Source organism: Pseudomonas sp. PDM26 (assembly GCF_019219185.1).
In the GTDB taxonomy this organism is placed as follows: Bacteria; Pseudomonadota; Gammaproteobacteria; order Pseudomonadales; family Pseudomonadaceae; genus Aquipseudomonas.
This window is the reverse complement of the sequence record NZ_JAHUWC010000001.1, coordinates 400,891-422,698: the sequence shown is the minus strand read 5'-3', so window position 1 is coordinate 422,698 and position 21,808 is coordinate 400,891. Positions and strand designations below refer to the sequence as shown.

20 protein-coding genes are annotated in these 21,808 nt (G+C 60.0%); 4 read left to right on the top strand and 16 right to left on the bottom strand.

Features of this window, described 5'->3' with window-relative positions:
- Positions 1–160: 160 nt before the first annotated feature.
- From KW849_RS01905 to zwf, 3 genes are read right to left on the bottom strand one after another with little or no spacing between them, the layout of a single operon-like run.
- Complete coding sequence (locus KW849_RS01905) at positions 161–826, bottom strand: bifunctional 4-hydroxy-2-oxoglutarate aldolase/2-dehydro-3-deoxy-phosphogluconate aldolase (RefSeq protein ID WP_218427147.1); 666 nt, start codon at positions 824–826, stop codon at positions 161–163.
- Between the two features lie 17 nt (positions 827–843).
- Positions 844–1,557 (bottom strand): 6-phosphogluconolactonase, encoded by a 714-nt coding sequence (pgl, locus tag KW849_RS01900; RefSeq protein ID WP_218427145.1) that lies wholly within the window; start codon positions 1,555–1,557, stop codon positions 844–846.
- Positions 1,544–3,013: a glucose-6-phosphate dehydrogenase gene (gene zwf, locus KW849_RS01895; RefSeq protein ID WP_218427143.1), complete on the bottom strand. Its 1,470-nt coding sequence runs from the start codon at positions 3,011–3,013 to the stop codon at positions 1,544–1,546. Before zwf ends, pgl begins: the two co-directional genes overlap by 14 nt.
- A 228-nt stretch (positions 3,014–3,241) precedes the next feature.
- Between zwf and KW849_RS01890 the strand changes: the two genes are divergently transcribed.
- Complete coding sequence (locus KW849_RS01890) at positions 3,242–4,102, top strand: MurR/RpiR family transcriptional regulator (RefSeq protein WP_170948639.1); 861 nt, start codon at positions 3,242–3,244, stop codon at positions 4,100–4,102.
- Between the two features lie 116 nt (positions 4,103–4,218).
- Here the strand turns inward: KW849_RS01890 and KW849_RS01885 are convergent, their stop codons facing one another.
- The 11 genes from KW849_RS01885 to edd form a co-directional block, all read right to left on the bottom strand.
- Positions 4,219–5,073 carry a D-hexose-6-phosphate mutarotase gene (locus tag KW849_RS01885; RefSeq protein ID WP_218427141.1) on the bottom strand — a complete coding sequence of 285 codons (855 nt, stop codon included), beginning with the start codon at positions 5,071–5,073 and terminating at the stop codon, positions 4,219–4,221.
- A 252-nt stretch (positions 5,074–5,325) separates the two neighbouring features.
- A complete protein-coding gene (locus tag KW849_RS01880) occupies positions 5,326–6,672 on the bottom strand; it encodes a carbohydrate porin (protein ID WP_218427139.1) in 1,347 nt (448 codons plus the stop codon).
- Between the two features lie 221 nt (positions 6,673–6,893).
- Positions 6,894–8,054, bottom strand: coding sequence for an ABC transporter ATP-binding protein (locus tag KW849_RS01875; protein ID WP_218427137.1), 1,161 nt, complete (start codon positions 8,052–8,054; stop codon positions 6,894–6,896).
- A gap of 3 nt (positions 8,055–8,057) precedes the next feature.
- Positions 8,058–8,903 carry a carbohydrate ABC transporter permease gene (locus KW849_RS01870; RefSeq protein WP_218427135.1) on the bottom strand — a complete coding sequence of 282 codons (846 nt, stop codon included), beginning with the start codon at positions 8,901–8,903 and terminating at the stop codon, positions 8,058–8,060.
- A complete protein-coding gene (locus KW849_RS01865; protein WP_008032969.1) occupies positions 8,896–9,804 on the bottom strand; it encodes a carbohydrate ABC transporter permease in 909 nt (302 codons plus the stop codon). Before KW849_RS01865 ends, KW849_RS01870 begins: the two co-directional genes overlap by 8 nt.
- Before the next feature lie 164 nt (positions 9,805–9,968).
- A complete protein-coding gene (locus tag KW849_RS01860) occupies positions 9,969–11,267 on the bottom strand; it encodes an ABC transporter substrate-binding protein (RefSeq protein ID WP_218427133.1) in 1,299 nt (432 codons plus the stop codon).
- A 117-nt stretch (positions 11,268–11,384) separates the two neighbouring features.
- Positions 11,385–12,644: an AGE family epimerase/isomerase gene (locus tag KW849_RS01855; protein ID WP_218427131.1), complete on the bottom strand. Its 1,260-nt coding sequence runs from the start codon at positions 12,642–12,644 to the stop codon at positions 11,385–11,387.
- A 219-nt stretch (positions 12,645–12,863) separates the two neighbouring features.
- Positions 12,864–14,291 (bottom strand): ATP-binding protein, encoded by a 1,428-nt coding sequence (locus KW849_RS01850; protein ID WP_218427866.1) that lies wholly within the window; start codon positions 14,289–14,291, stop codon positions 12,864–12,866.
- 31 nt (positions 14,292–14,322) lie between these two features.
- Positions 14,323–15,054 (bottom strand): response regulator, encoded by a 732-nt coding sequence (locus KW849_RS01845; protein ID WP_108215128.1) that lies wholly within the window; start codon positions 15,052–15,054, stop codon positions 14,323–14,325.
- 185 nt (positions 15,055–15,239) lie between these two features.
- A complete protein-coding gene (locus tag KW849_RS01840) occupies positions 15,240–16,199 on the bottom strand; it encodes a glucokinase (protein ID WP_218427129.1) in 960 nt (319 codons plus the stop codon).
- Complete coding sequence (gene edd, locus KW849_RS01835) at positions 16,196–18,022, bottom strand: phosphogluconate dehydratase (protein WP_218427127.1); 1,827 nt, start codon at positions 18,020–18,022, stop codon at positions 16,196–16,198. Before edd ends, KW849_RS01840 begins: the two co-directional genes overlap by 4 nt.
- A gap of 220 nt (positions 18,023–18,242) precedes the next feature.
- Here edd and gap point away from each other — a divergent pair, with 220 nt between their 5' ends.
- The 3 genes from gap to KW849_RS01820 all read left to right on the top strand — a co-directional run bounded on the left by gap (position 18,243) and on the right by KW849_RS01820 (position 20,824).
- Positions 18,243–19,244: a type I glyceraldehyde-3-phosphate dehydrogenase gene (gene gap / locus KW849_RS01830; RefSeq protein ID WP_108215125.1), complete on the top strand. Its 1,002-nt coding sequence runs from the start codon at positions 18,243–18,245 to the stop codon at positions 19,242–19,244.
- Between the two features lie 144 nt (positions 19,245–19,388).
- The gene (locus KW849_RS01825) at positions 19,389–19,853 is read left to right on the top strand and encodes a methylglyoxal synthase (protein WP_218427125.1); all 465 of its coding nucleotides are present in this window, start codon (positions 19,389–19,391) and stop codon (positions 19,851–19,853) included.
- Positions 19,854–20,095: 242 nt separating this feature from the next.
- Positions 20,096–20,824 (top strand): hypothetical protein, encoded by a 729-nt coding sequence (locus tag KW849_RS01820; RefSeq protein WP_218427123.1) that lies wholly within the window; start codon positions 20,096–20,098, stop codon positions 20,822–20,824.
- A 61-nt stretch (positions 20,825–20,885) separates the two neighbouring features.
- On the opposite strand, the gene KW849_RS01815 is transcribed toward KW849_RS01820, so the two are convergent.
- Positions 20,886–21,479 (bottom strand): hypothetical protein, encoded by a 594-nt coding sequence (locus tag KW849_RS01815; protein WP_218427121.1) that lies wholly within the window; start codon positions 21,477–21,479, stop codon positions 20,886–20,888.
- 16 nt (positions 21,480–21,495) lie between these two features.
- On the bottom strand, positions 21,496–21,672 hold the full coding sequence (locus KW849_RS01810; RefSeq protein WP_218427119.1) for a hypothetical protein: 177 nt from the start codon (positions 21,670–21,672) through the stop codon (positions 21,496–21,498).
- Positions 21,673–21,808: the final 136 nt, after the last annotated feature.

The following is a 21,808-nucleotide window of genomic DNA, read 5'->3' as shown; positions in this document are numbered from 1 at the left end:
CTCGGGAATCCGATAGCCAGCGGTGCCTGGAAGTTTTTCGCGAGCGAGCTCGCTCCTACAGGTATTAATTGCCTCAACTTTTCGCGGGCAAAAAAAACGGTGCGCCGACCAAGCGCACCGTAAAGCCGTAGAACACACAACGAGGTGTAAGGTGAAGCGATCAGTCCAGCAGCGCCAAAGCCTCGGCGGTGCATTCCTGAATGCGGGCCCAGTCGCCGTTCTTGATCCACTCCGGATCGAGCATCCAGCTACCGCCCACGCACATGACGTTTTTCAACGCCATGTAGCTCTTGATATTGGCCGGGCCCACGCCGCCGGTCGGGCAGAATTTCACTTCGCCGAACGGGCCGCCCAAAGCCTTGATAGCCGCGACGCCGCCACTGACTTCGGCCGGGAACAGCTTGAAGCGGCGATACCCCAGGCCGTAGCCTTCCATGATGCCCGAGGCATTGCTGATGCCCGGCAACAGTGGAATCGGGCTGGCGACGCTGGCTTCCAGCAGGTCGCGGGTGATGCCCGGTGTGACGATGAATTGCGAGCCGGCCGCTTCCGCCGCCGCCAGCATGTGGCGATCGAGCACGGTGCCGGCACCGGTCACCAGCTCCGGACGCTGCTCGCGCAGGATCTGGATGGCCTTGAGGCCGAATTGCGAACGCAGGGTCACTTCCAGGGCCGTCAGGCCACCGGCCGCCAGGGCGTCGGCCAACGGCAGAACGTCTTGCTCGCGGGCGATGGTGATCACCGGCAGAATCCGCGCTTTCACGCAGATGCTGTCGATCAGGGCAACTTTGTCCGCCATGGAAACGGTCGGGGATGGGTTTGTCATAGCGGCTGTTCCTTGGCTCATGGGCACCAGTAAATCTCTAACGTGGGTTGCAGAAATGCGCGCACCGGCATTTCGGTGACATCGTCACCGGCCAGCGCGAAACTCAGGGTGGTCAGCTTGGACGAACCGGAAATCGACAGGATTTTATGTTTGGCCGAGGCCAGTAGCGCCCGGCTCATGGTCAGGCGCTGACGCGGCACGGTCGGCGCCAGCATCGGCCAGCAACGACGAGTGCTGTCGACTTTCAAGGCCTCGTCAAGGTTCGGGCTGTTGGGGAACAGCGATGCGGTGTGGCCGTCATCGCCCATGCCGAGGATCAGCACGTCGATCACCGGCATCTCGGACAACAAACGGTCGGCCTGCTCGGCCGCCTGTTCAAGGTTGGCACTGGCGCTGTACAGGCTCAGGAATTGCGCCTTGGACGCCGGGCCTTGCAGCAGGTAACGCTTGATCAGACCGGCGTTGCTGTCTGCATGCTCCACCGGCACCCAGCGCTCATCGGCCAGGCTGATCACCACGTTCGACCAGTCGAGCGTCTGTTTGGCCAGGTGCTGGAAAAACGCCACCGGGCTGCGGCCACCGGAAACCACCAGGGTCGCAGTGCCCTGGTCTTCGATCGCGTCGCTCAGTTTTTTCGCCACGTTCAGCGCCAGGCTTTCAGCCAGCAGCACCGGGCTCTTGAACGCATGGGCGCTGACGCCCTGCGGCAGTTTCAAATCAGATATCGCCATACCACGACCTCCCGTCCCGCGTGATCAGAGCAATGGAGCTCATCGGCCCCCAGGACCCGGCCGCATACGGCTTGGGCGCATCACCGGATTTTTTCCACCCGGCGATCAACTGGTCACACCAATTCCACGCGGCTTCGATTTCATCTTTACGGACAAACAGGTTCTGATTGCCGCGCATCACTTCCAGCAACAACCGCTCGTAGGCATCGGGAATCCGTGCGCTGCTCCAGGTGTCGGAAAAATTCAGCTGCAACGGACCGCTGCGCAGCTGCATGCCTTTGTCCAGGCCTTGATCTTTGGTCATCACGCGCAAGGAAATGCCTTCGTCCGGCTGCAGGCGGATAATCAGCTTGTTGCTGATTTGCAGGCGCTGCTCGGGAGCGAAGATGTAGTGCGACGGTTCCTTGAAGTGGATGACGATCTGCGACAGCTTCTGCGGCATGCGCTTGCCGGTACGCAGGTAAAACGGCACGCCGGCCCAGCGCCAGTTGCGGATGTCGGCGCGCAGGGCAACAAAGGTTTCGGTATTGCTCTGGGTGTTGGAGTTAGGTTCTTCCAGGTACCCCGGCACCGCTTTGCCTTCGCTGTAGCCGGCGATGTACTGGCCGCGCACCACCTGGGTGGTCAGGCCTTCCGGGCTGATCGGCGCCAGGGCCTTGAGCACTTTGACCTTCTCGTCACGGATGCTGTCGGCGGACAGGTCGGCCGGCGGGTCCATGGCGATCAGGCAGAGCAGTTGCAGCAGGTGGTTCTGGATCATGTCGCGCAGCTGGCCGGCCTTGTCGAAGTAACCCCAGCGGCCCTCGATGCCGACCTGCTCGGCCACGGTGATTTCCACATGGGAAATGTAATTCTGGTTCCACTGGGTTTCGAACAGGCTGTTGGCGAAACGCAGGGCGATCAGGTTCTGGACGGTTTCCTTGCCCAGATAGTGGTCGATGCGGTAGGTGCGGTTCTCCGGGAAGAACTGCGCCACGGCGTCGTTGACCTTGCGCGAGGATTCCAGGTCCGAACCGATGGGCTTTTCCAGCACCACGCGGGTGTTTTCTGCCAGACCGACCTTGGCCAGGTTCTCGCAAATCGCGCCATACACCGCGGCCGGGGTCGCAAAGTAGGCGATGACTCGCTGTGCGGTGCCGGCGACTTCGGCCAGGGTCACATAATCCTCGGCGTTGAGGAAGTCGACGTGCAGGTAGCTCAGGCGCGCCAGAAAACGCTCGACCACGGCTTCATCCAGCTCTTTGGCACCGACATAGCGGCGCAGCTCGGAGGTGATGAACGCCAGGTGTTCCTGCTCGCTGCCAGCCTCACGGGCCAGCGCGATGATGCGCGTGTCCTCGTGCAAGAGGCCTGCACCGTCGAGTTGATAAAGGGCAGGAAACAGCTTGCGTAAGGCCAGGTCGCCAAGGGCGCCGAACAAGGCAAAGGTGCACGGTTCAACCGTAATCGAGAGCATGATGTTTGTTCTTTTATCAAGTTAAGCTACAAATACCTTTTTTTAAGGCATCACTCAAGGGAAAATGTAGTAATAACCACAACATTTTCGCAAAATACAGATTGCGAGTGGTGGTCGGTCGGAGCCATCAGTAGGATAGGCCACCGTGACGGGCCTCACCAAAGGCCCTTTTTGCATTAGCCGCGCGCTTATCGGTGCCGGTGAATCAAGGATACTTATATGGACCGCGTGCGAAATTTACTGGAGCAAATCCAGAATCGCCTTGAAGAGCTGAACAAGGCCGAACGCAAAGTCGCCGAGGTGATCCTGCTCAACCCGCAGCAGGCCACCCGCTTCAGCATCGCCGCCCTCGCCCAGGCCGCCTCGGTCAGCGAACCGACGGTCAACCGTTTCTGCCGTTCGTTCGGCGTCAGCGGCTACCCCGAGCTCAAGCTGCAACTGGCCCAGAGCCTGGCCAGTGGTGCCGCATACGTCAGCCGTGCAGTGGAAGCCGACGACAATCCGGAGGCCTACACCCAGAAGATCTTCGGCAGCGCCATTGCCTCGCTGGACAGCGCCTGCCAGGCACTGGATCCGAACCTGATCAGCCGCGCCGTCGACCTGTTGATCCAGGCGAGGCAGATCCACTTCTTCGGCCTCGGCGCCTCGGCCCCGGTGGCACTGGATGCGCAGCACAAGTTCTTCCGTTTCAACCTGGCCGTCACGGCCCATGCGGATGTGCTGATGCAGCGCATGATTGCCTCGGTGGCCCACACCGGCGAATTGTTCGTGATCATTTCCTACACCGGTCGCACCCGTGAACTGGTGGAAGTGGCACGCATCGCCCGGGAAAACGGCGCCTCGGTGCTTGGCCTGACCGCCGAGAACTCGCCGCTGGCCAAGGCCAGCACCCTGAGCCTGAACATCCCGCTACCGGAAGACACCGACATCTACATGCCGATGACGTCGCGGATCATCCAGCTGACCGTGCTGGACGTGCTCGCCACAGGCATGACCTTGCGCCGGGGCGTGGATTTCCAGCCGCATCTGCGTAAGATCAAGGAGAGCTTGAATGCGAGCCGGTATCCGGTGGGGGATGAGTTTAATTAGGACGCTTCGCGTAAAAGATCGCAGCCTCGTTCCACTCGACAGCTCCTACAGGTATACGCACTTGTGTAGGAGCTGCCGAAGGCTCGGGCCGCGTTCGGACGATCTTTTGATCTTCTTTACACCCCCACCCGCGCCTGCAAACTCAAATGCGCCCGCTCCCCAGGCGCAAGACACAGGCTGTCGGTACCGCCACTCGCCGCTTCGACACAGACAAATTCGGATATCTCGTTCCAGGTCACGCCGAGCAATGGCCGCGAGCCGGGATGCCACACTACCGTGTCGGCCTTATCCCCCGTATCGATACACAAAGCCCGCTGCCAGGCGTGGTCATTGAGCTGCAATTCACCGTCATGCTGGAACACTCGCTGACAACCGCCATCCACGCGCAACTCGCCTTCCTGCTGACAGGCCTGCCGGCTCAACTGGTCGTAACCCTGCGCACCTTCGAGCCCAGACAGCGCTATCTCACTCACATCGCCAATACGCCAGTAGGCGTGCAAAGCCTGGCTCAACTGGCACGGCATGTCGTCCTGATGCTCGGTGCTCAGGCGCAGTTCCATGCGTTCCCCCAGGTGCGCGTGCAGGTCCACCTGCCAGTCGCACAACTTCAGCTGCCAGTGCAATCGCACGCCATCGTCGTCACTGTTGCTGTCGAGCAGCTTCCAGTCGAGCAACCGCGCCCAGCCATGGGACGGCCATGCGTTTTCGCTGGGATGCCGGCCATACCATGGCCAACACACCGGCACACCGCCGCGAATGGCGCCGACCTGCGGCCACTTCGCCGCGCACCACAACCAGGGTTTCTGGCCCTTGGGCTGGAAGTGCAGCAACTGCGCACCCTGCCGACTGAACACCGCCTGACACAACGGATGATCGATCACCAGCACATCGCGCACCTGATAGCGCTCCCACGCGAACACCGGACGCTCGCGCAGGGATTTGAAGAAGCGTTGTAGCGGATGCTCAAGCATGTGCCACGGTCCTGAAAAACATGGGTGTACTCATCTCTCCAAACAGCCTGTGCTTATTTTTGTGGCGAGGGAGCTTGCTCCCGTTGGACTGCGCAGCAGTCCCTTTTTTGGGGGGCGCTTCGCACCCCGGCGGGAGCAAGCTCCCTCGCCACAAAGCATCCCCTCAAGCCCACCTTGTTGCTGCAAAAAAAAGCGGACAGCCATGGCTGTCCGCAAATATGCGCACATGGAGAGAAGCTTATCGCAGACGCGTCAGAACACCGACTGAATTTTCAGGCCGGCCACCAGCGCGTTGTCGACTTCATCCACACCACCGGGGTGTGTGACGTATTGCAGGTTGGGACGCACGGTCAGCCAGTTGGTCACGTGGAAGCCGTAGTTGATCTCGTAGTTGTATTCGGTTTCACGAATTGGCGAGAACAGCGGATTTTCGTATTCCGAAACACCATTGGCCGCGTTGGTCAGCTCGGCGTTTTTCTTCACGTCATCGTTGACATGGATACGGGCGAAACCGATGCCCACGTCATCCTTCGGACGCGCGTCGAACGGGCCCTTGTACACGAACATCAACGACTGGTAGTTGTCGACGACGTTAGTGTCCTTGTCGTGGAAGGTGGCGTTGGCCGCGATGTTCAGACCGCGAGAAGCGTCACCGTTGTGACTGGTGAGTTGCTGCTGCGCGACGAACCAGTAGCCGTGCTTGCTATCGTGGACGCGAAAAGGCTTGCCGGTGGTCGCTGCGTCCTGGCCGTTGTCGTCCTTGAGAACGTCATCGGCAGGGGCAGTGCTTTTGTAGTAACCGACACGGTATTCACCCGGCAGGCTGTTGACCTTCGGCGACCAGACCAGTTCGACCGGCAGCACGGTGCCCGCAGTACCGCTGCCGCTGAGCTTGAAGCCGTTGCCGTGTTCCAGTTGCGACGGGTTCTGGTTGTACGCGCCAATCTGAGCGTAGAGCTCGTCATTGATGTTGTACTTCACGCGGATCGCCGCCTGGCTGACCGGCCAGTTGAACCAGACGTTGGTGGCCCAGTTACCCACTTGGGATCCGCAGAACGCCAGGTTCTGGAATTCGCACGGGAAGGTGTTGAAGTCTTCACCTTCACCGAAGTAACCGGCTTTGACGTCCAGTTTGTTGTCGAAGAACTGATGCTGAATCCACAACTGGGTCAGACGGACCATATGGCCACGACCGAAGACTTCCTGCGAGGAACTCAAGGTGCCAGCACGCGGATCGCCGATACGGTCGTTGGAGATGTTCTCACCGTTACGGTTGGTGAGCTGGATCTTGGCCTGGGTGTTATCCCAGCCGAACAGTTTTTTCAGGTCCAGCGCCGCGCCCAGGCCGAACTGATCGGCGTAGCGCGCGGTCTTGTCATCGTTGAAACCGCCATGCAGGTTGCCGCCGACTTCACCGACGTAATCCATCTTGATGTCGATGCCTTGCTCGATCAGCTTGGTACGCTCGCCACCCCAATCGCCCGTCATCCACTTGGAGTCGGAGCTGAATGCTTCATCGGCCATCGCATTGCCGGCCAGAACCAGTGCTGCCGCTGCTGAAACCTGGCAGATCAACCGGGCCTTGTTCTTCATCTTCATCCCTACTTCCTCGTTTTATTGTTATTAACTTTTCTTTTTTTTAACGCGGTTACATCCGATGCAATGCGCGACAGACCGCCCATTGCGAATCCCCCTCTGTAGGAGCGAGCTTGCTCGCGATGGACGTTAACGATGACGTGCACCGTCTGGGTGAACGCGGTGCATTTGAGTCCATCGTCGGAACGCCGCCCGGAGCAAGCTCGCTCCTACAGTTTTGTTCTTCAGCGGCCTTTGAATCGGGCCACGTTGTCAGCGTGCGCCTCGGCTTGCGGCACGCCGGCCACCCCCAGCCGCTCTCCACTCTTGGCGTCGAACAACAGCACTTTCGCCGGATCGAATTGCAACGTCAGGGTCTCGCCCACCGCCGGCGCCACGTCCGGTGCCAGGCGGCAGCAGACCTTGGTGTCGTTAAGGTTGACGAAGACCAGAGTGTCGGGACCGGTCGGTTCGGTGACCTGGACTTCGGCACGAATGGTCGGCAAACCGTTCGCTTCGCCGTTGGCCAGGATGATCTGCTCAGGGCGCATGCCGAGGATCACTTCGCGGTCTTCGAGACCTGCGTCCTGCATGCCCAAAGGCAACTCGCAACGGGCCTGGCCGCTGTCGAGCAGCGCGACCAGACGACCGTCCTTGCGCTGCAAGCGCAGCGGGATGAAGTTCATTGGCGGCGAACCGATGAAGCTCGCCACGAACAGGTTGGCCGGGTTGTTGTAGATGTCCTTCGGCGTACCGAACTGCTGGATGATCCCGTCCTTCATCACCGCCACTTTGTCGCCCAGGGTCATGGCTTCGATCTGGTCGTGGGTCACGTAGACCGTGGTGGTTTTCAGGCGCTGGTGCATCAGTTTCATTTCGGTGCGCATCTCGACCCGCAGCTTGGCGTCGAGGTTGGACAGCGGCTCGTCGAACAGATAAATCTTCGGCCGCCGCGCCAGTGCACGGCCCATCGCCACACGCTGTTGCTGGCCACCGGAGAGTTGGCCGGGTTTGCGGCTGAGCAGGTGTTCGATCTGCAACAGCTTGGAAACCCGAGCGACTTCTTCGTCGATTTCGGCGGTGGGCATCTTGCGGATCTTAAGGCCGAAGGCGATGTTGTCGCGCACGCTCATGGTCGGGTACAGCGCGTAGGACTGGAACACCATGGCGATGTCGCGATCCTTGGGGCTCATGCCGCTGATGTCGGCGTCGTCCACCAGGATTGCGCCGCCGCTGATGGTTTCCAGCCCGGCGATGCAGTTCATCAGCGTGGATTTGCCGCAGCCCGACGGGCCGACCAGGATCAGGAATTCCCCGTCATCGATTTTCAGTTCGATGTTTTTCAGGGTGTCCGGCAAACCGGCGCCGTAGGTCTTGTTGACGTTGCGTAATTCGAGAGTTGCCATGTTCTACCCCTTGACCGCGCCGGACGTCAGCCCACGCAGGAAATACTTGCCAGCGAATATGTAGACCAGCAGTGTCGGCAGCCCGGCGATCATCGCGGCGGCCATATCAACGTTGTATTCCTTGGCCCCGGTGCTGGTGTTGACCAGGTTGTTCAGGGCCACGGTAATTGGCTGGGCATCGCCACTGGCGAAGACCACGCCGAACAGGAAGTCATTCCAGATCTGGGTGAACTGCCAGATCAGGCAGACCATCACGATCGGGATCGACATCGGCAGCAGGATTTTCAGGAAGATCGTGAAGAAGCCCGCGCCATCGAGCCGCGCCGCTTTGACCAGCGCATCCGGAATGCTCACGTAGTAGTTACGGAAGAACAGCGTGGTGAACGCCAGGCCGTAGACCACGTGCACCAGCACCAGGCCAGTGGTGGTGTTCGCCAGCCCGAACTTGCCGAGGGTGAACGAGGCTGGCAACAGCACGGTCTGGAACGGCAGGAAGCAACCGAACAGCAGCAGGCCGAAGAACAGTTGCGAACCACGGAAGCGCCACATCGACAGCACGTAGCCGTTCATGGCCCCGATGAAGGTCGAGATCAGCACCGCCGGCACGGTGATCTTCACCGAGTTCCAGAAGTAGCCGCCGACCACGTCCCAGGCCTTGATCCAGCCGATGCCGTCGATCACGGTCGGCCAGCTCAACAGGTTGCCGGTACGGATGTCTTCCGGGGATTTGAAACTGGTCAGCAGCATCACCACCAACGGGATCAGGTAGATCGCAGCGGCCAGCAACAAGGTTGCGTAGATCGCGATACGGCTGAAGCTGAGCGATGGTTTGCCGAGTTGATTAGTCATGGCGTTTGCCTCGCAGCTCGGAGTACAGGTACGGCACGAGGATGGTCAGCACGGCGCCGAGCATCAGCATGGCGCTGGCCGAACCGATGCCCATCTGGCCACGGCTGAACGTGAAGGAATACATGAACATCGCCGGCAGGTCGGAGGAGTAACCCGGACCGCCCGCGGTCATCGCCGCGACCAGGTCGAAGCTCTTGATCGCGATGTGCGCCAGGATCATGAAGGCACTGAAGAACACCGGGCGCAGGCTCGGCAGGACGATTTTCAGGTAGATGGTCGGCAGGCTCGCACCATCGACCTGGGCAGCACGGATGATCGACTGATCGACACCGCGCAGGCCGGCCAGGAACATCGCCATGACAAACCCGGAGGCTTGCCACACGGCGGCGATCACGAGGCAGTAAACGACGCGGTCCTGATCCACCAGCCAGTCGAGGCGAAAGCCTTCCCAGCCCCAGTCACGCAGCATCTTGTCCAGGCCCAGGCCCGGGTTGAGCAGCCATTTCCACGCGGTACCAGTGACGATCATCGACAGCGCCATCGGGTACAGGTAGACGGTGCGGATGAAGCCTTCCTTGCGAATGCGCTGGTCCAGCAGCACAGCGAGGAACACACCCAGCACCAGGCTGATGCCGATGAACATGCCGCCGAACAGCGCGAGGTTCTTGCTCGCGACCCACCAGCGGTCGTTGTCCATCAGGCGCATGTATTGCTGCAGGCCGACCCACTTGTAGCTCGGCATGAAGCTGGAGTTGGTAAAGGACAGAATGAACGTCCAGATGATGTAACCGTAGAAACCTACCAACACGATCAGCATGCTCGGCGCGAGTACCAACTTGGGTAACCAGCGTTGCAGCGCATCGAACGGTGAGGCTTTGCTGAAAACCGCCACAGAGCTCATCGGGATAATCCAGGTTTAGATGTAAGGATCGGAGTGCGATCCCTTGTGTAGGGGCGAGCTTGCTCGCGATGGTGTGTCAGCTGCACAGATGTCTACTGACACTCCATCGCGAGCAAGCTCGCTCCTACACAAGGGGGGAACTCACTCAGGTAAATGCCAAGGGATTACTGGGCCGCTTTGACAGCCGAGGCCAGTTGGGCGCTGGCCTTGGCCGGGTCTGCGTCCTTGTCGTTCATGAAGTTGGTAACCACGTCGAAGATCGCGCCTTGCACGGCCAGGGTGGTGGCCATGTTGTGCGCCATGCTCGGTTGCAGGCCGCCGGTCTTGTCGTCGGCGATGAAGTCCTTCGCCGACTTCTGCGCGCACTCGTCGAAGCCGAGCTTGTCCATTTCGTTCAGCATGTCGTTACGCACCGGGATCGAACCCTTGTTCATGCTGAAGACTTTCTGGAAGTCGGTGCCCAGCGCCACTTTGGCCAGGTCTTGCTGGGCAGCGATGTCGCCCTTGCGATCAGCTTTGAGCTTGAACACCGCCAGGGAGTCGATGTTGTAGGTGAAGGCTTTTTCGGTGCCCGGGAACGCTACGCACAGGTAGTCCTTGCCGGCGACTTTCTTCGCCGCAGTCCACTCGCTTTTCGCCCAGTCGCCCATCATCTGCATGCCGGCCTTGCCGTTGATGACGTCGGCAGCGGCGATGTTCCAGTCACGACCGGCGCGGTTCGGGTCCATGTAGCCGGTGATCTTTTTCAGCTCGGCGAACGACTGGGTCATCTGCGGGCCGGACAGGGTTTTCTGGTCCAGGTCGACCAGGGCTTTCTTGTAACCGTCGGCGCCCATGACCGAGAGCACCACGTCTTCGAACACGGTGCTGTCCTGCCAAGGCTGACCGCCGTGGGCGAGCGCGATGAAGCCCGCAGCTTTGAGCTTGTCGCCGGCGGCATAGAATTCTTCGAGGGTCGTCGGGGCTTTTTCGATCCCGGCTTTCTTGAACACTTGCGGGTTGATCCACAGCCAGTTGACGCGGTGGATGTTCACCGGCACGGCGACGTAGTCACCTTCGTACTTCACGGTGTCGGAGACTTTCTTCGACAGCAGGCCATCCCAGTTTTCCGACTTGGAGACTTCTTTCAGCGCGTCGGTGCTGAGCAGGCCAGTGCTGCCCCACTCCTGGATGTCCGGACCTTTGATCTGGGCAACGCCTGGCGGGTTGCCGGCTACGGCGCGACTTTTGAGTACGGTCATGGCCGTGGAACCACCGCCACCGGCGACTGCGCCGTCCTTCCAGGTGAAGCCGTCTTTTTCGACTTGAGCCTTCAGGACATCGACCGCTGCTTTTTCACCACCGGAGGTCCACCAGTGAACGACTTCAACGGAACCTTTGGATTCGGCGGCAAGCACACTGAGGGGGAGCGCAGACAGGGAAGCGAGAGAAATGACAGTAGCGAGGCGAGAAATCGCATTCATCCAGGAGCACCTTTCTTGTTGTTATGCATGCAAGTCTATTGCTTGCGCTGCATAGGAGTTTAAACAGGGGATATCCCTTCGCAGGTAACGAAGGGATGCGCAAATGTCACCGCATGGTTACATAGAACCGCTCTGGGACAACTGCGCCAGCGCCGTGGCCATGCTCGGTGCCAGCGCCAGGCGCGGAATCAGCACGGCTTGCCAGGCGTGGTAAAGGTCAGGTTTGCCGGGCCAGATATCGGCACTCGGGCGGTTTTGCGGGTCGAGTTCGTGATGCCAGCTGCCACTTTCGCGGTCGATGAAATGACTGTCACAGAACTCCCAGAAAAGGCGGTACCAGTGTTCGTATTGCTCTTCACCGGTGCGTTTGAGCAAGGCACTGGCGGCGGCGCTGGCTTCGCAATGGGTCCAGTGCAGGCGATGGCGGACCACCGCTTTGTTGTCCCAGTCCAGGGTGTAGACAATCCCCGGCGCGCCATCGATGTTCCAGCCATGGAGACAATTGTTCTCGAAGAGTTTTTGCGCATCGGTGACCAGCCAGCCCGGCGTGAGCATTCCCGCTCTCACCCGCGAAGCTTCGAGGTGCAGTAACAGTCGCGCCCACTCGAAACCGTGGCCCGGTGTGGTGCCGTAGGGGCGGAAGCCGTCGGCCGGATTGTCGCGGTTGTAGTCCCGCAGCGGCTGCCAGTCGCGGTCGAAATGCTCGATCACCAGGTAATCGTTGGCGGCGGCATGACTATGGATCACTCGCTCGACAATCCGTTGGGCACGGCTCAGCCAGCGGTTGTCATCGGTGACGTCAGCCAGGGCGAGGAAGGCTTCGGTGGCGTGCATGTTGCTGTTGGCGCCTCGGTACGCCTCCTCCTCGCTCCACTCACGGTTGAAGGACTCGCGCAGCGTGCCCTCCTCCTCACTCCAGAAGTAGGTGTCGATGATGTCGATCGCATCATCGAGCAAGGCTTGTGCACCGGGACGTTGCGCGACCACCGCAGAACTTGCCGCCAGCGCCACGAAAGCATGCAGGTAGGCATTCTTGCCGGTGTTGCCATCGCGATGTTCGGCGGCCGCGAACCAGCCGCCATGCAGCGCATCACGCAATGGCCCGCGCAACGCCGCAACGCCGTGATCCACCAGTTCGGCGAAACCCGGCAAGCCCTGAATATGGGCCATGGCGAAGCTGTGGGTCATGCGCGCGGTGTTCATGGTCTGGGCTTGCGCATCAGCCGGGAGGCGACCTTTTTCATCGAGGTTGCCGAAGCCTTCAGGCAGCTTCGAAGCCTTGGCGAAGGCCAGCAGGCGCAAGCCTTCGGCAGCGAGCCATTGCTGATGGGCAGGTGCGTTCAGCCAACTGCTGAAGGCGGGTTGGAAGGTGTCCATGGCGTACCTTTTTTGTTGTTATGACTGTGGGGCAGCATAAACAACGAACGAAGGCGGGCTTGTAACGAAGGGGGTGGGTTATGTCACCAAGCTGTGACATTCATAGGGTGAGTGATGTTTGTGGCGAGGGGGCTTGCCCCCGTTGGACTGCGCAGCAGTCCCTCTTTTGGGGGCGCTTCGCACCCCAGCGGGGGCAAGCCCCCTCGCCACAGGATGGTGTCAATCCATCGAGCGGGGTAACTGCAGGGTCACCCGCAACCCGCCCTCACGCAGATTCTGCAGACTCACCTCACCGCCATGGCTATGGGCAATGTTGCGGGCAATCCCCAACCCTAATCCATAGCCCTGTTGCTGCCCGGCCAGGCGAAAGTGCGGTTCGAACACCTGCTCCAGCCGCTGCTCCGGCACGCCCGGCCCTTCATCATCGACGTGCAGGACGAACGCGCTTTCGTCGTCATCGATGTACAGGTGCGCGTTCTGCCCGTACTTCAACGCATTGTCGATCAGGTTGCCGATGCAGCGCTTGAGCGCCAGCGGTTTCCCCGGATAGGCCGCCAGCGCCCGCCCCTGCTGGGTCACGCGGCCGTTACCGTTCGGCGCGAGATAGGGCTCCACCAGGCAGTCGAGCACATGATTGAGGTCCACCGGCTCGATGTTCTCGTGGATATCGGTGTCTTTCACGCATTGCAGCGCGCCCTTGACCAACAATTCGAGCTCGTCCAGGTCGCGCCCGAACTTGGCTTGCAGCGTTTCGTCTTCGAGCAATTCGACCCTCAGGCGCAAACGGGTGATCGGCGTGCGCAAGTCGTGGGAAATGGCGCTGAACAACTGGCTACGCTCGGTCAGGTAACGACTGATGCGCTCGCGCATGGTGTTGAAGGCGCGCCCGACCTCGACCACTTCGCTGCCCCCGCCTTCGGCCACCGGTTCCACGTCGGCCCCCAACGACAGGTCCCGCGCCGCCCGCGCCAGGCGCTTGAGCGGACGACTCTGCCAGTGCACCAGCAGGCCGATGAACAACAGCAAAAAGCTGCTGGTCAGGACGATGAACCACACCTGCTGCGCCGGCAGGCCCTGTTCTTCAAGACTGGTGTAGGGCTCGGGCAACAGCGAGGCGATGTACAGCCATTCGCCCGGCGCCATCTGGATCTGCGTGACCAGCACCGGCGGGTTCACCGGCTCCAGAGTCAACGCGTAGTGCGCCCAGGAGCGTGGCAACTCATCGAGCTTCAGGCCGCCATTGAAGATGCGCAGGTCTTGCGGACTGACGAAGGTCACCGAGATGACCGTGTCCTGGCCGAGAGACTGGCGCAGTACTTCATCCACCGCTTTGAGCACCGCCTCTTTGCGCGGGGTGATGGGCAGCACTTCCATGCCCAGAGGTTTGTCGTTGAGCGTCACCACGAACCGGGTGCCACCCATGCTGCGCAACTGGTCGAGCACCAGCGGCCGGTACGCCACTGGCAACGAACGGAAATAACTGACACTGGCCGTCATCGAATGGGCCAGGCTGCGGGCGCTGGTGACCAGGCCCTCGAGCTGCGTGGCACGCAGTTGCGATACCCAGATCACGCTCGACAACGCTTGGGCGAACAACACCGCCAGCAGGGTCAACAGCAACATCCGCCCGAGCAGCGAACGCGGCATCGGCACCTTGGCGGCGAGCTTGCGCAATAGCTTAGTGGCCATTGCTGGCAACCACATTGGCTGCCAATTGGTAGCCACTGCCGCGCACGGTGCGAATCAGCCGTGGCGGTTTTTCGGTGTCGCGCAGGCGCTGGCGCAACCGGCTGACTGCCATGTCGACGATGCGATCGAGGGGCATCAAATCGCGGCCACGGGTGGCGTTGCCGATGGTATCGCGGTCGAGGATTTCCTGCGGGTGATCGAGGAACAGCTTCAGCAGCGCGAAGTCGGCGCCCGAGAGAATCACCTCTTCGCCATCGATGTGAAACAGTCGATGGCTGACCATGTCCAGCCGCCAGTCATCGAAGGCCAGCACCTCACCGCCACTACGCTCCTGACCGAACTGCGCGCGGCGCAGCAATGCCTTGATCCGCGCCTGCAACTCCCGTGGGCTGAACGGCTTGCCGAGGTAATCGTCAGCGCCCAGTTCCAGGCCGATGACGCGGTCGGCTTCGTCGGAACTGGCGGTGAGCATGATGATCGGCACCTGTGCCTGGCGTGGATGCTGGCGAACCCAGCGACACAGGCTGAAGCCGTCTTCGTCGGGCAGCATCACATCAAGGATCACCAGATCGGCCGGCGCGTCGTTCAGCGCCTGGCGAAAACCGGCGCCATCGGCGGTGGCCCGCACCTGGAAACCGGCGCGGGTCAGGTAGGTGTCCAGCAACTCGCGTATCTCTTGATCGTCATCGACCAACAAAATCGACTTGTTGACTGAGCTCACGGGCGGCGTCCTTGTTGTTTGAATTGGGCGGATTATGCCTTAAGCACCGATTTTACAAACACTGCAAAACAACTGTAGGAGCGAGCCTGCTCGCGATGGACGTGAAGGCGCCGCGTGCATTCAGAAAGCACGCGTTATCGTTGACGTCCATCGCGAGCAAGCTCGCTCCTACAGGTGATCGGGTTTCAAGTCGGGGTGGATTGTTCGAGCGCTACACCGGCACCGACAAGGCCCGAATACGGCGCCGTCACCAGCCACACCGGAATCCCCTTGAAGTAATTGCTCATGCAACCCTTGTCGGCGAAGCACCGGGCGAAACCGCTTTCAAGGAAGAAGTCGGCAAACCGCGGAATCACCCCACCCACGATGTACACGCCACCACGCCCGCCGGTGGTCAGCACGTTGTTGCCGGCCACGCGCCCGAGCCAGCAGCAGAACTGCTCGAGCACTTCCACTGCAATCGGGTCGCCCGCCAGCCCGGCAGCGGTGATGGCTTCCGGCGTGTCGAGCACCGGCGTATGCCCGTCCACCGCGCAGATCGCCCGGTAGACACGGGGCAAGCCACCGCCACTCAAGGCTGTTTCGGCGCTGACATGGCCGATTTCGTTGAAGATGTGCTGCCAGAGTTGGGTTTCCCGTGGACTGCTCAGCGGCAAATCGACGTGACCGCCTTCGCCGGGCAACGCGGCAAAACGCCCTTCGCCAAGATCGAGCAAGGTGCCGACACCCAGGCCGGTGCCCGGACCAATCACCACCGCCGGGCGCAACGGCTCCGGCGTGCCTTCGCAGACCACGCGGAATTCGCCGGGCTGCAAACGGGTCATGCCCAGGGCCATGGCCGAGAAGTCGTTGACCAGCAACAGCTGCTCGACCTGCAAGGTCTGGCAGAAACCCTTGCGACTCAGGCGCCAGTGATTGTTGGTGAACTTGAATTCATCGCCGCTGACGGGACCGGCCACCGACAGGCACACCGAGCCGATCGCCCCCGGCGCCAGCCCCAGGCCACTCAGGTAGAGGCTGATGGCCTCTTCGGGGCTGGGGAAATCTGCTGTCGCCAGCACCTGGACCGATTCCAGTTGCTGGTTTTTCCACAACGCGAAACGTGCGTTGGTCCCACCGATGTCACCGACCAAAGCCAGTTTCAATTAAGCGTCTCCAGGGCAGAAGTGAAGGCGCTGGCGCCCTGCTCCGCCGAGCTGAAGGCCATGCGCATGAAACCAAACAGCTCGCGACCGGTGCCGATGTTGTTGCCCAACAGGCCTTTGGCCGGCGTGCGCGCTGCGAATTCTTCGGCGTCCACCTTAAGCTCCAGGGTGCCTTTGACGCCATCGACGCGGATGATATCGCCCTCTTGCACCCGCGCCAAAGCGCCGCCGACATAGGCTTCGGGGCTGACGTGAATGGCCGCCGGAATTTTCCCCGACGCGCCGGACATGCGCCCATCCGTTACCAGCGCCACCTTGAAGCCACGGTCCTGCAACACACCGAGGTACGGCGTCATCTTGTGCAGTTCCGGCATGCCGTTGGAGCGCGGGCCCTGGAAGCGCATCACCGCGACAAAATCCTTCTCCAGCAAACCGGCCTTGAAGGCATCGGCCAGGTCCTGCTGATCCTGGAACACCATGGCTGGCGCTTCGACGATCTGGTTTTCCACGGCCACGGCGGAGACTTTCATTACACCGCGACCGAGGTTGCCTTCCATCACCCGCAGGCCACCCTCTGCCGAGAACGCACGGGCGACCGGACGCAGGATGCTTTCATCGAGGCTGTCGGTCACGCCTTCACGCCACACCAGCTGGCCATTGTCGAGGAACGGCTCCTGGGTGTAGCGGCTCAGGCCGTGGCCCATCACGGTGTTGACGTTTTCGTGGAGCAACCCGGCTTCCAGCAGTTCGCGGATCAGGAACGACATGCCGCCCGCCGCCTGGAAGTGGTTGATGTCGGCTTTGCCGTTCGGGTAGACGTGGCTCAGGGTCGGCACGACTTCGGAGAGGTCGGCCATGTCCTGCCAGGTCAATTGAATGCCCGCCGCCATGGCGATGGCCGGCATGTGCAAGGTGTGGTTGGTCGAGCCACCGGTGGCGTGCAGCGCGACAATCGAGTTGACCAGCGAACGCTCGTCGACGATTTCGCCGATCGGCATGAAATCGCCGTTCTGCTTGGTCAGGCGCGTGACCTGGTGCGCGGCTTCGCGGGTCAAGGCATCGCGCAACGGTGTGTTCGGGTTGACGAAGGACGCGCCCGGCAGGTGCAGACCCATGACTTCCATCAGCAACTGGTTGGTGTTGGCGGTGCCGTAGAAGGTGCAGGTGCCAGGGCTGTGGTAGGACTTCATTTCCGATTCCAGCAGCTCTTCGCGGGTCGCCTTGCCTTCGGCGTACTTCTGGCGCACGTCGGCTTTCTGCTTGTTGGAAATGCCCGAGACCATCGGCCCACCCGGCACGAAGATCATCGGCAGATGGCCGAAGCGCAGCGCGCCCATCATCAGGCCCGGCACGATCTTGTCGCAGATGCCGAGCAGCAGTGCGCCATCGAACATGTTGTGGGACAGCGCCACGGCCGTGGACAACGCGATCACTTCGCGGCTCGGCAGGCTCAGTTCCATGCCCGGCTCGCCCTGGGTCACGCCATCGCACATCGCCGGGGTGCCACCGGCGAACTGGCCGACGGAGCCGATCTCGCGCAGGGCCTTTTTGATCAACTCGGGAAAGACTTCGTACGGCTGGTGCGCCGAGAGCATGTCGTTATATGACGAAACTATCGCGATGTTGGCGGAGTTCATCATCCGCAGGCTGTGCTTGTCGTCGCTGCCGCAACCGGCCACGCCGTGGGCGAAGTTGGCGCATTGCAGCTTGCCGCGCATCGGACCGTCGCTGGCCGCACCGCGGATCAATGCAAGGTAGGCCTCACGCGTGGCGCGGCTGCGGGCGATAAGCCGTTCAGTGACCTCAAGGACGCGGGGATGCATGTGTAGAACTCCAGGCTAACGGATGTGGCGACCTGATTGTCTATGCTGATCAAAGGCCGGTGTCGATGGGATGACAAACGGTTTGTTTGACCATTCGGACCAGTTGATTCAGGTCACTCGTTGTAGATCGAACAAAATATTGCCATCAAAAAGGCTTGTTTTCTATTTTTTTACGAATAATCTTGTAATTCCAACAACAAAACGACGGTAGCGCCGCAATATGACTCTTCGAATCGCAATCAATGGTTTTGGCCGCATCGGCCGTAATGTCCTTCGCGCACTCTATACCCAAGGCTACCGTCAGGATCTGCAGATCGTCGCCATCAACGACCTGGGCGACAGCGCGATCAACGCTCATCTGCTCAAGTACGACACCGTTCACGGCACATTCGATGCCGATGTCCAGCACGATCAGGAGAGCCTGACGGTCAACGGCGACCGCATTTCGGTCAGCGCCATCCGCAACCCGGCCGAGCTGCCTTGGGCCGCGGAAAAAATTGATGTCGTGTTCGAATGCACCGGCCTGTTCACCGACCGGGCCAAAGCCGCCGCGCATATTACGGCCGGCGCGCGCAAAGTGATCATCTCGGCCCCGGCCAAAGGCGCCGACGCTACCGTGGTTTACGGGGTGAACCACGACATTCTGCGCCAATCGCACCAGATTATTTCCAACGCGTCGTGCACCACCAACTGCCTGGCCCCGGTGGCCCAGGTGCTGCACCGCGAACTGGGCATCGAAAGCGGTCTGATGACCACCATTCATGCCTATACCAACGACCAGCACTTGACCGACGTCTATCATGTCGACCCGTACCGCGCCCGTTCGGCCACCCAGAACATGATCCCGAGCAAGACCGGTGCTGCCGAAGCGGTGGGCCTGGTGCTGCCGGAGTTGGCGGGCAAATTGACCGGCATGTCAGTGCGCGTACCGGTGATCAATGTGTCGCTGGTGGACCTGACCGTGCAGCTCAAGCGCGAAGCGTCGGCCGATGAGGTCAATGCGCTGCTCAAAGAAGCCAGCCAGCACTCGAAGATCCTTGGCTACAACACCCTGCCGCTGGTCTCCAGCGACTTCAACCACAACCCGCTGTCGTCGATCTTCGACGCCAACCACACCAAGGCCAGCGGCAAGCTGCTCAAGGTATTGGCGTGGTATGACAACGAGTGGGGCTTCTCCAACCGCATGCTCGATAACTGCCTGGCGCTGTGCAACGCCGAGTAAGCAAAGCTTACGACTGTAGGAGCTGCCGAAGGCTGCGATCTTTTGATTTTGCTTTTTAAGAACAAGATCAAAAGATCGCAGCCTTCGGCAGCTCCTACAGATACGTGCAATGCGCAGCATCGTGTTCATGCCCTGGAGCCCCCCATGATCGGCATCAGCTTTACACAAAAAACCCTGGCGGCGCGCAAGCGTATCGCCCTGGTTGCCCATGACCACTGCAAGGTGTTCTTGCTGGACTGGGCCGAACGGCAAAAAGACAGACTGGCCCAACATGATCTGGTCGCCACTGGCACCACGGGTTTGTTGTTGCAACAACGCCTCGACCTGCCGGTGCAAAGCATGATCAGCGGGCCACTGGGTGGTGACCAACAACTCGGTGCGCAAATCGCCGAGCAGCGGGTGGACATGCTGGTATTTTTCTGGGACCCGTTCGAACCCCAGCCCCACGACCCGGATATCAAGGCATTGCTGCGCGTCGCAGCAGTGTGGAACATCCCGGTGGCGTGCAACGAATGCAGCGCCGACTACCTGCTCAGCAGCCCGTTGATGGATCAGGCGCATACCCATCGGATTCCCGATTACGCGACCTATTTGCAGGGTCGCGCGTAAATGTGCTGCGGCGCGCAGTTCGTCGCGCCTGAGTGCCTGGCTGGGCAATCTGTGGATCTGGTCACGACCGGAATCACTGCCGCAAGTCACCTGAAGTATCTTCAAGCCGCCCTGTAACAGCCGACAACGGCACATTTGAAAGTACCTACTTCCTGTTCGGATTTCTCCTACGTGTTTATCAGGTCATCCATTTTAGGAACTGGCCGCTAAGCATTTTGAAACCCCCACAACGAGGAACTGAAATGAATATAGGTGCAGAGTGGTATCAAATTCCGTATCCCAACGCGGCGGTGGCGAAAGCGGAAGTAGACAAACTCGATAAACCAGAAGGGCTGGTCATTGATGAAAACAGGGTGAAGTCGACCATCGACAAACTCCTGACACCTTTACAGAAAAACATGACCAACGATGACCTGGATGAGGTGGAAAAATTTTTGGACGTCATTTCTCCAAATGGCAATTACATGGGCCTGCGAACGGAGGTAAAGGGCTTTAGAGCTGTAATCCTTTGGGGTAACGAACTCCGCGCAGGAGATATGCTCCGTGAAATGGAAGGGATTTACTCCGATTTTAAAAAAGATCTGCAGAGCAAATGGTCTGGCCTGGCCAATAAGCCAATGGGCTTCACCGTGACCGAAGACGGTCAACTGAAAGTCACTTCACCGCCCAACACCCTGACTGCCAGGGATGAGGAAATATTAAATGCCTTGTTGAACGAGGCAAAAGGCTTGCAATCCCTGACCCTCAAGCACGCCAAGACCGTGATCGAACTGGTCAAGCGGGATAAACCACAGTTCAAGGGCAAGGTGAAACTGGACCTGAGCAACTTCCACAAGATGATTGACTATGGATTATTGCTGAACAAAGGTGCGCTGGACCTGAGAAGTACAGACTCCTGGCTGGATCAATTGCATAAAAACGCCGAAAAGTATCCGTTTGAAAAAAGGCAGGGGCTGCACATCGAAGCCTGATCGTTTGAAAAAGCCCGGCAACGCGAGCGTGCATAACTGCTTTGCCGGGTGCGTGGCAGACCTAGTTATGCAACATCTGTTGATAGCAGATCTGAGCGAATGAAACGTTCGGCACGTTGTAACCTCCCACCCCCGAATCCTCTTTGTCTTGAACCTGAATCGACCAATGCCCCAGATTGTATTCAACCTCCCACTGATAGCGATACTTGCCACTGCTGGTCCAGAAAGGATCAGACTTCAACTGGCCGTAACACCTGCCTAGCTCAAGGGCTTGCGCAGCGCTGCCAGTGCTATCCGTTATAAGGGCAAACTTCTCGTCATCCGCCCCTTTGTTCAATATCAAAGTAGCGGTAGCGCCTTCGAGCGGCTGCCCTGTCGAATCCCTCAACCGCACCGACCAGTTCAAGACTCTGTAGGCCTGCGTAGTCGCCCAGTAGTGCCGCAGATCACCGGTATCGCCCTGGACGCGACTGTCGGCGTAGTAAGGTGCTGAGCCAAACTCGAGCTTGTAGATATCACCCGCCACGAACGGGGCAGACAGCTTCTTCGAGATACGAACCTGAACTTCCTCATTCGGCTGTAAGCCAGACACCGTAAAGGGTACCCCCCAAGGGATTACAGCCCATGTGCCATTTCGATTGTATTCCAGCGTCAATGGCCCGCCTTTCGTCTCATTCGCATGGATCCACACATCCTGCCCCCCGTACCGCCATGAAGCTGTACTGCTTCACATCCGTTTCGTCAGCCAGACTTTCCTTAAGGGTGTTCAGCTTGTCCGGCAGTACCGTGGCCGCCGCGGGTATTTGAGAGGCGATACCCGAAATAGCTGCCGAGTTCAGAAAAGACATGGCAGGCGCCGCACCTGCCGCCAATAACATCCCCCAAAACAACAACACCGAGCGCCACCCGGTCCCTCTAAAGCAAGTAATCCACATAGGGTCTTCTCATTATTTATTGTCAGATGCCAGAAGCCAAAACCTCCGG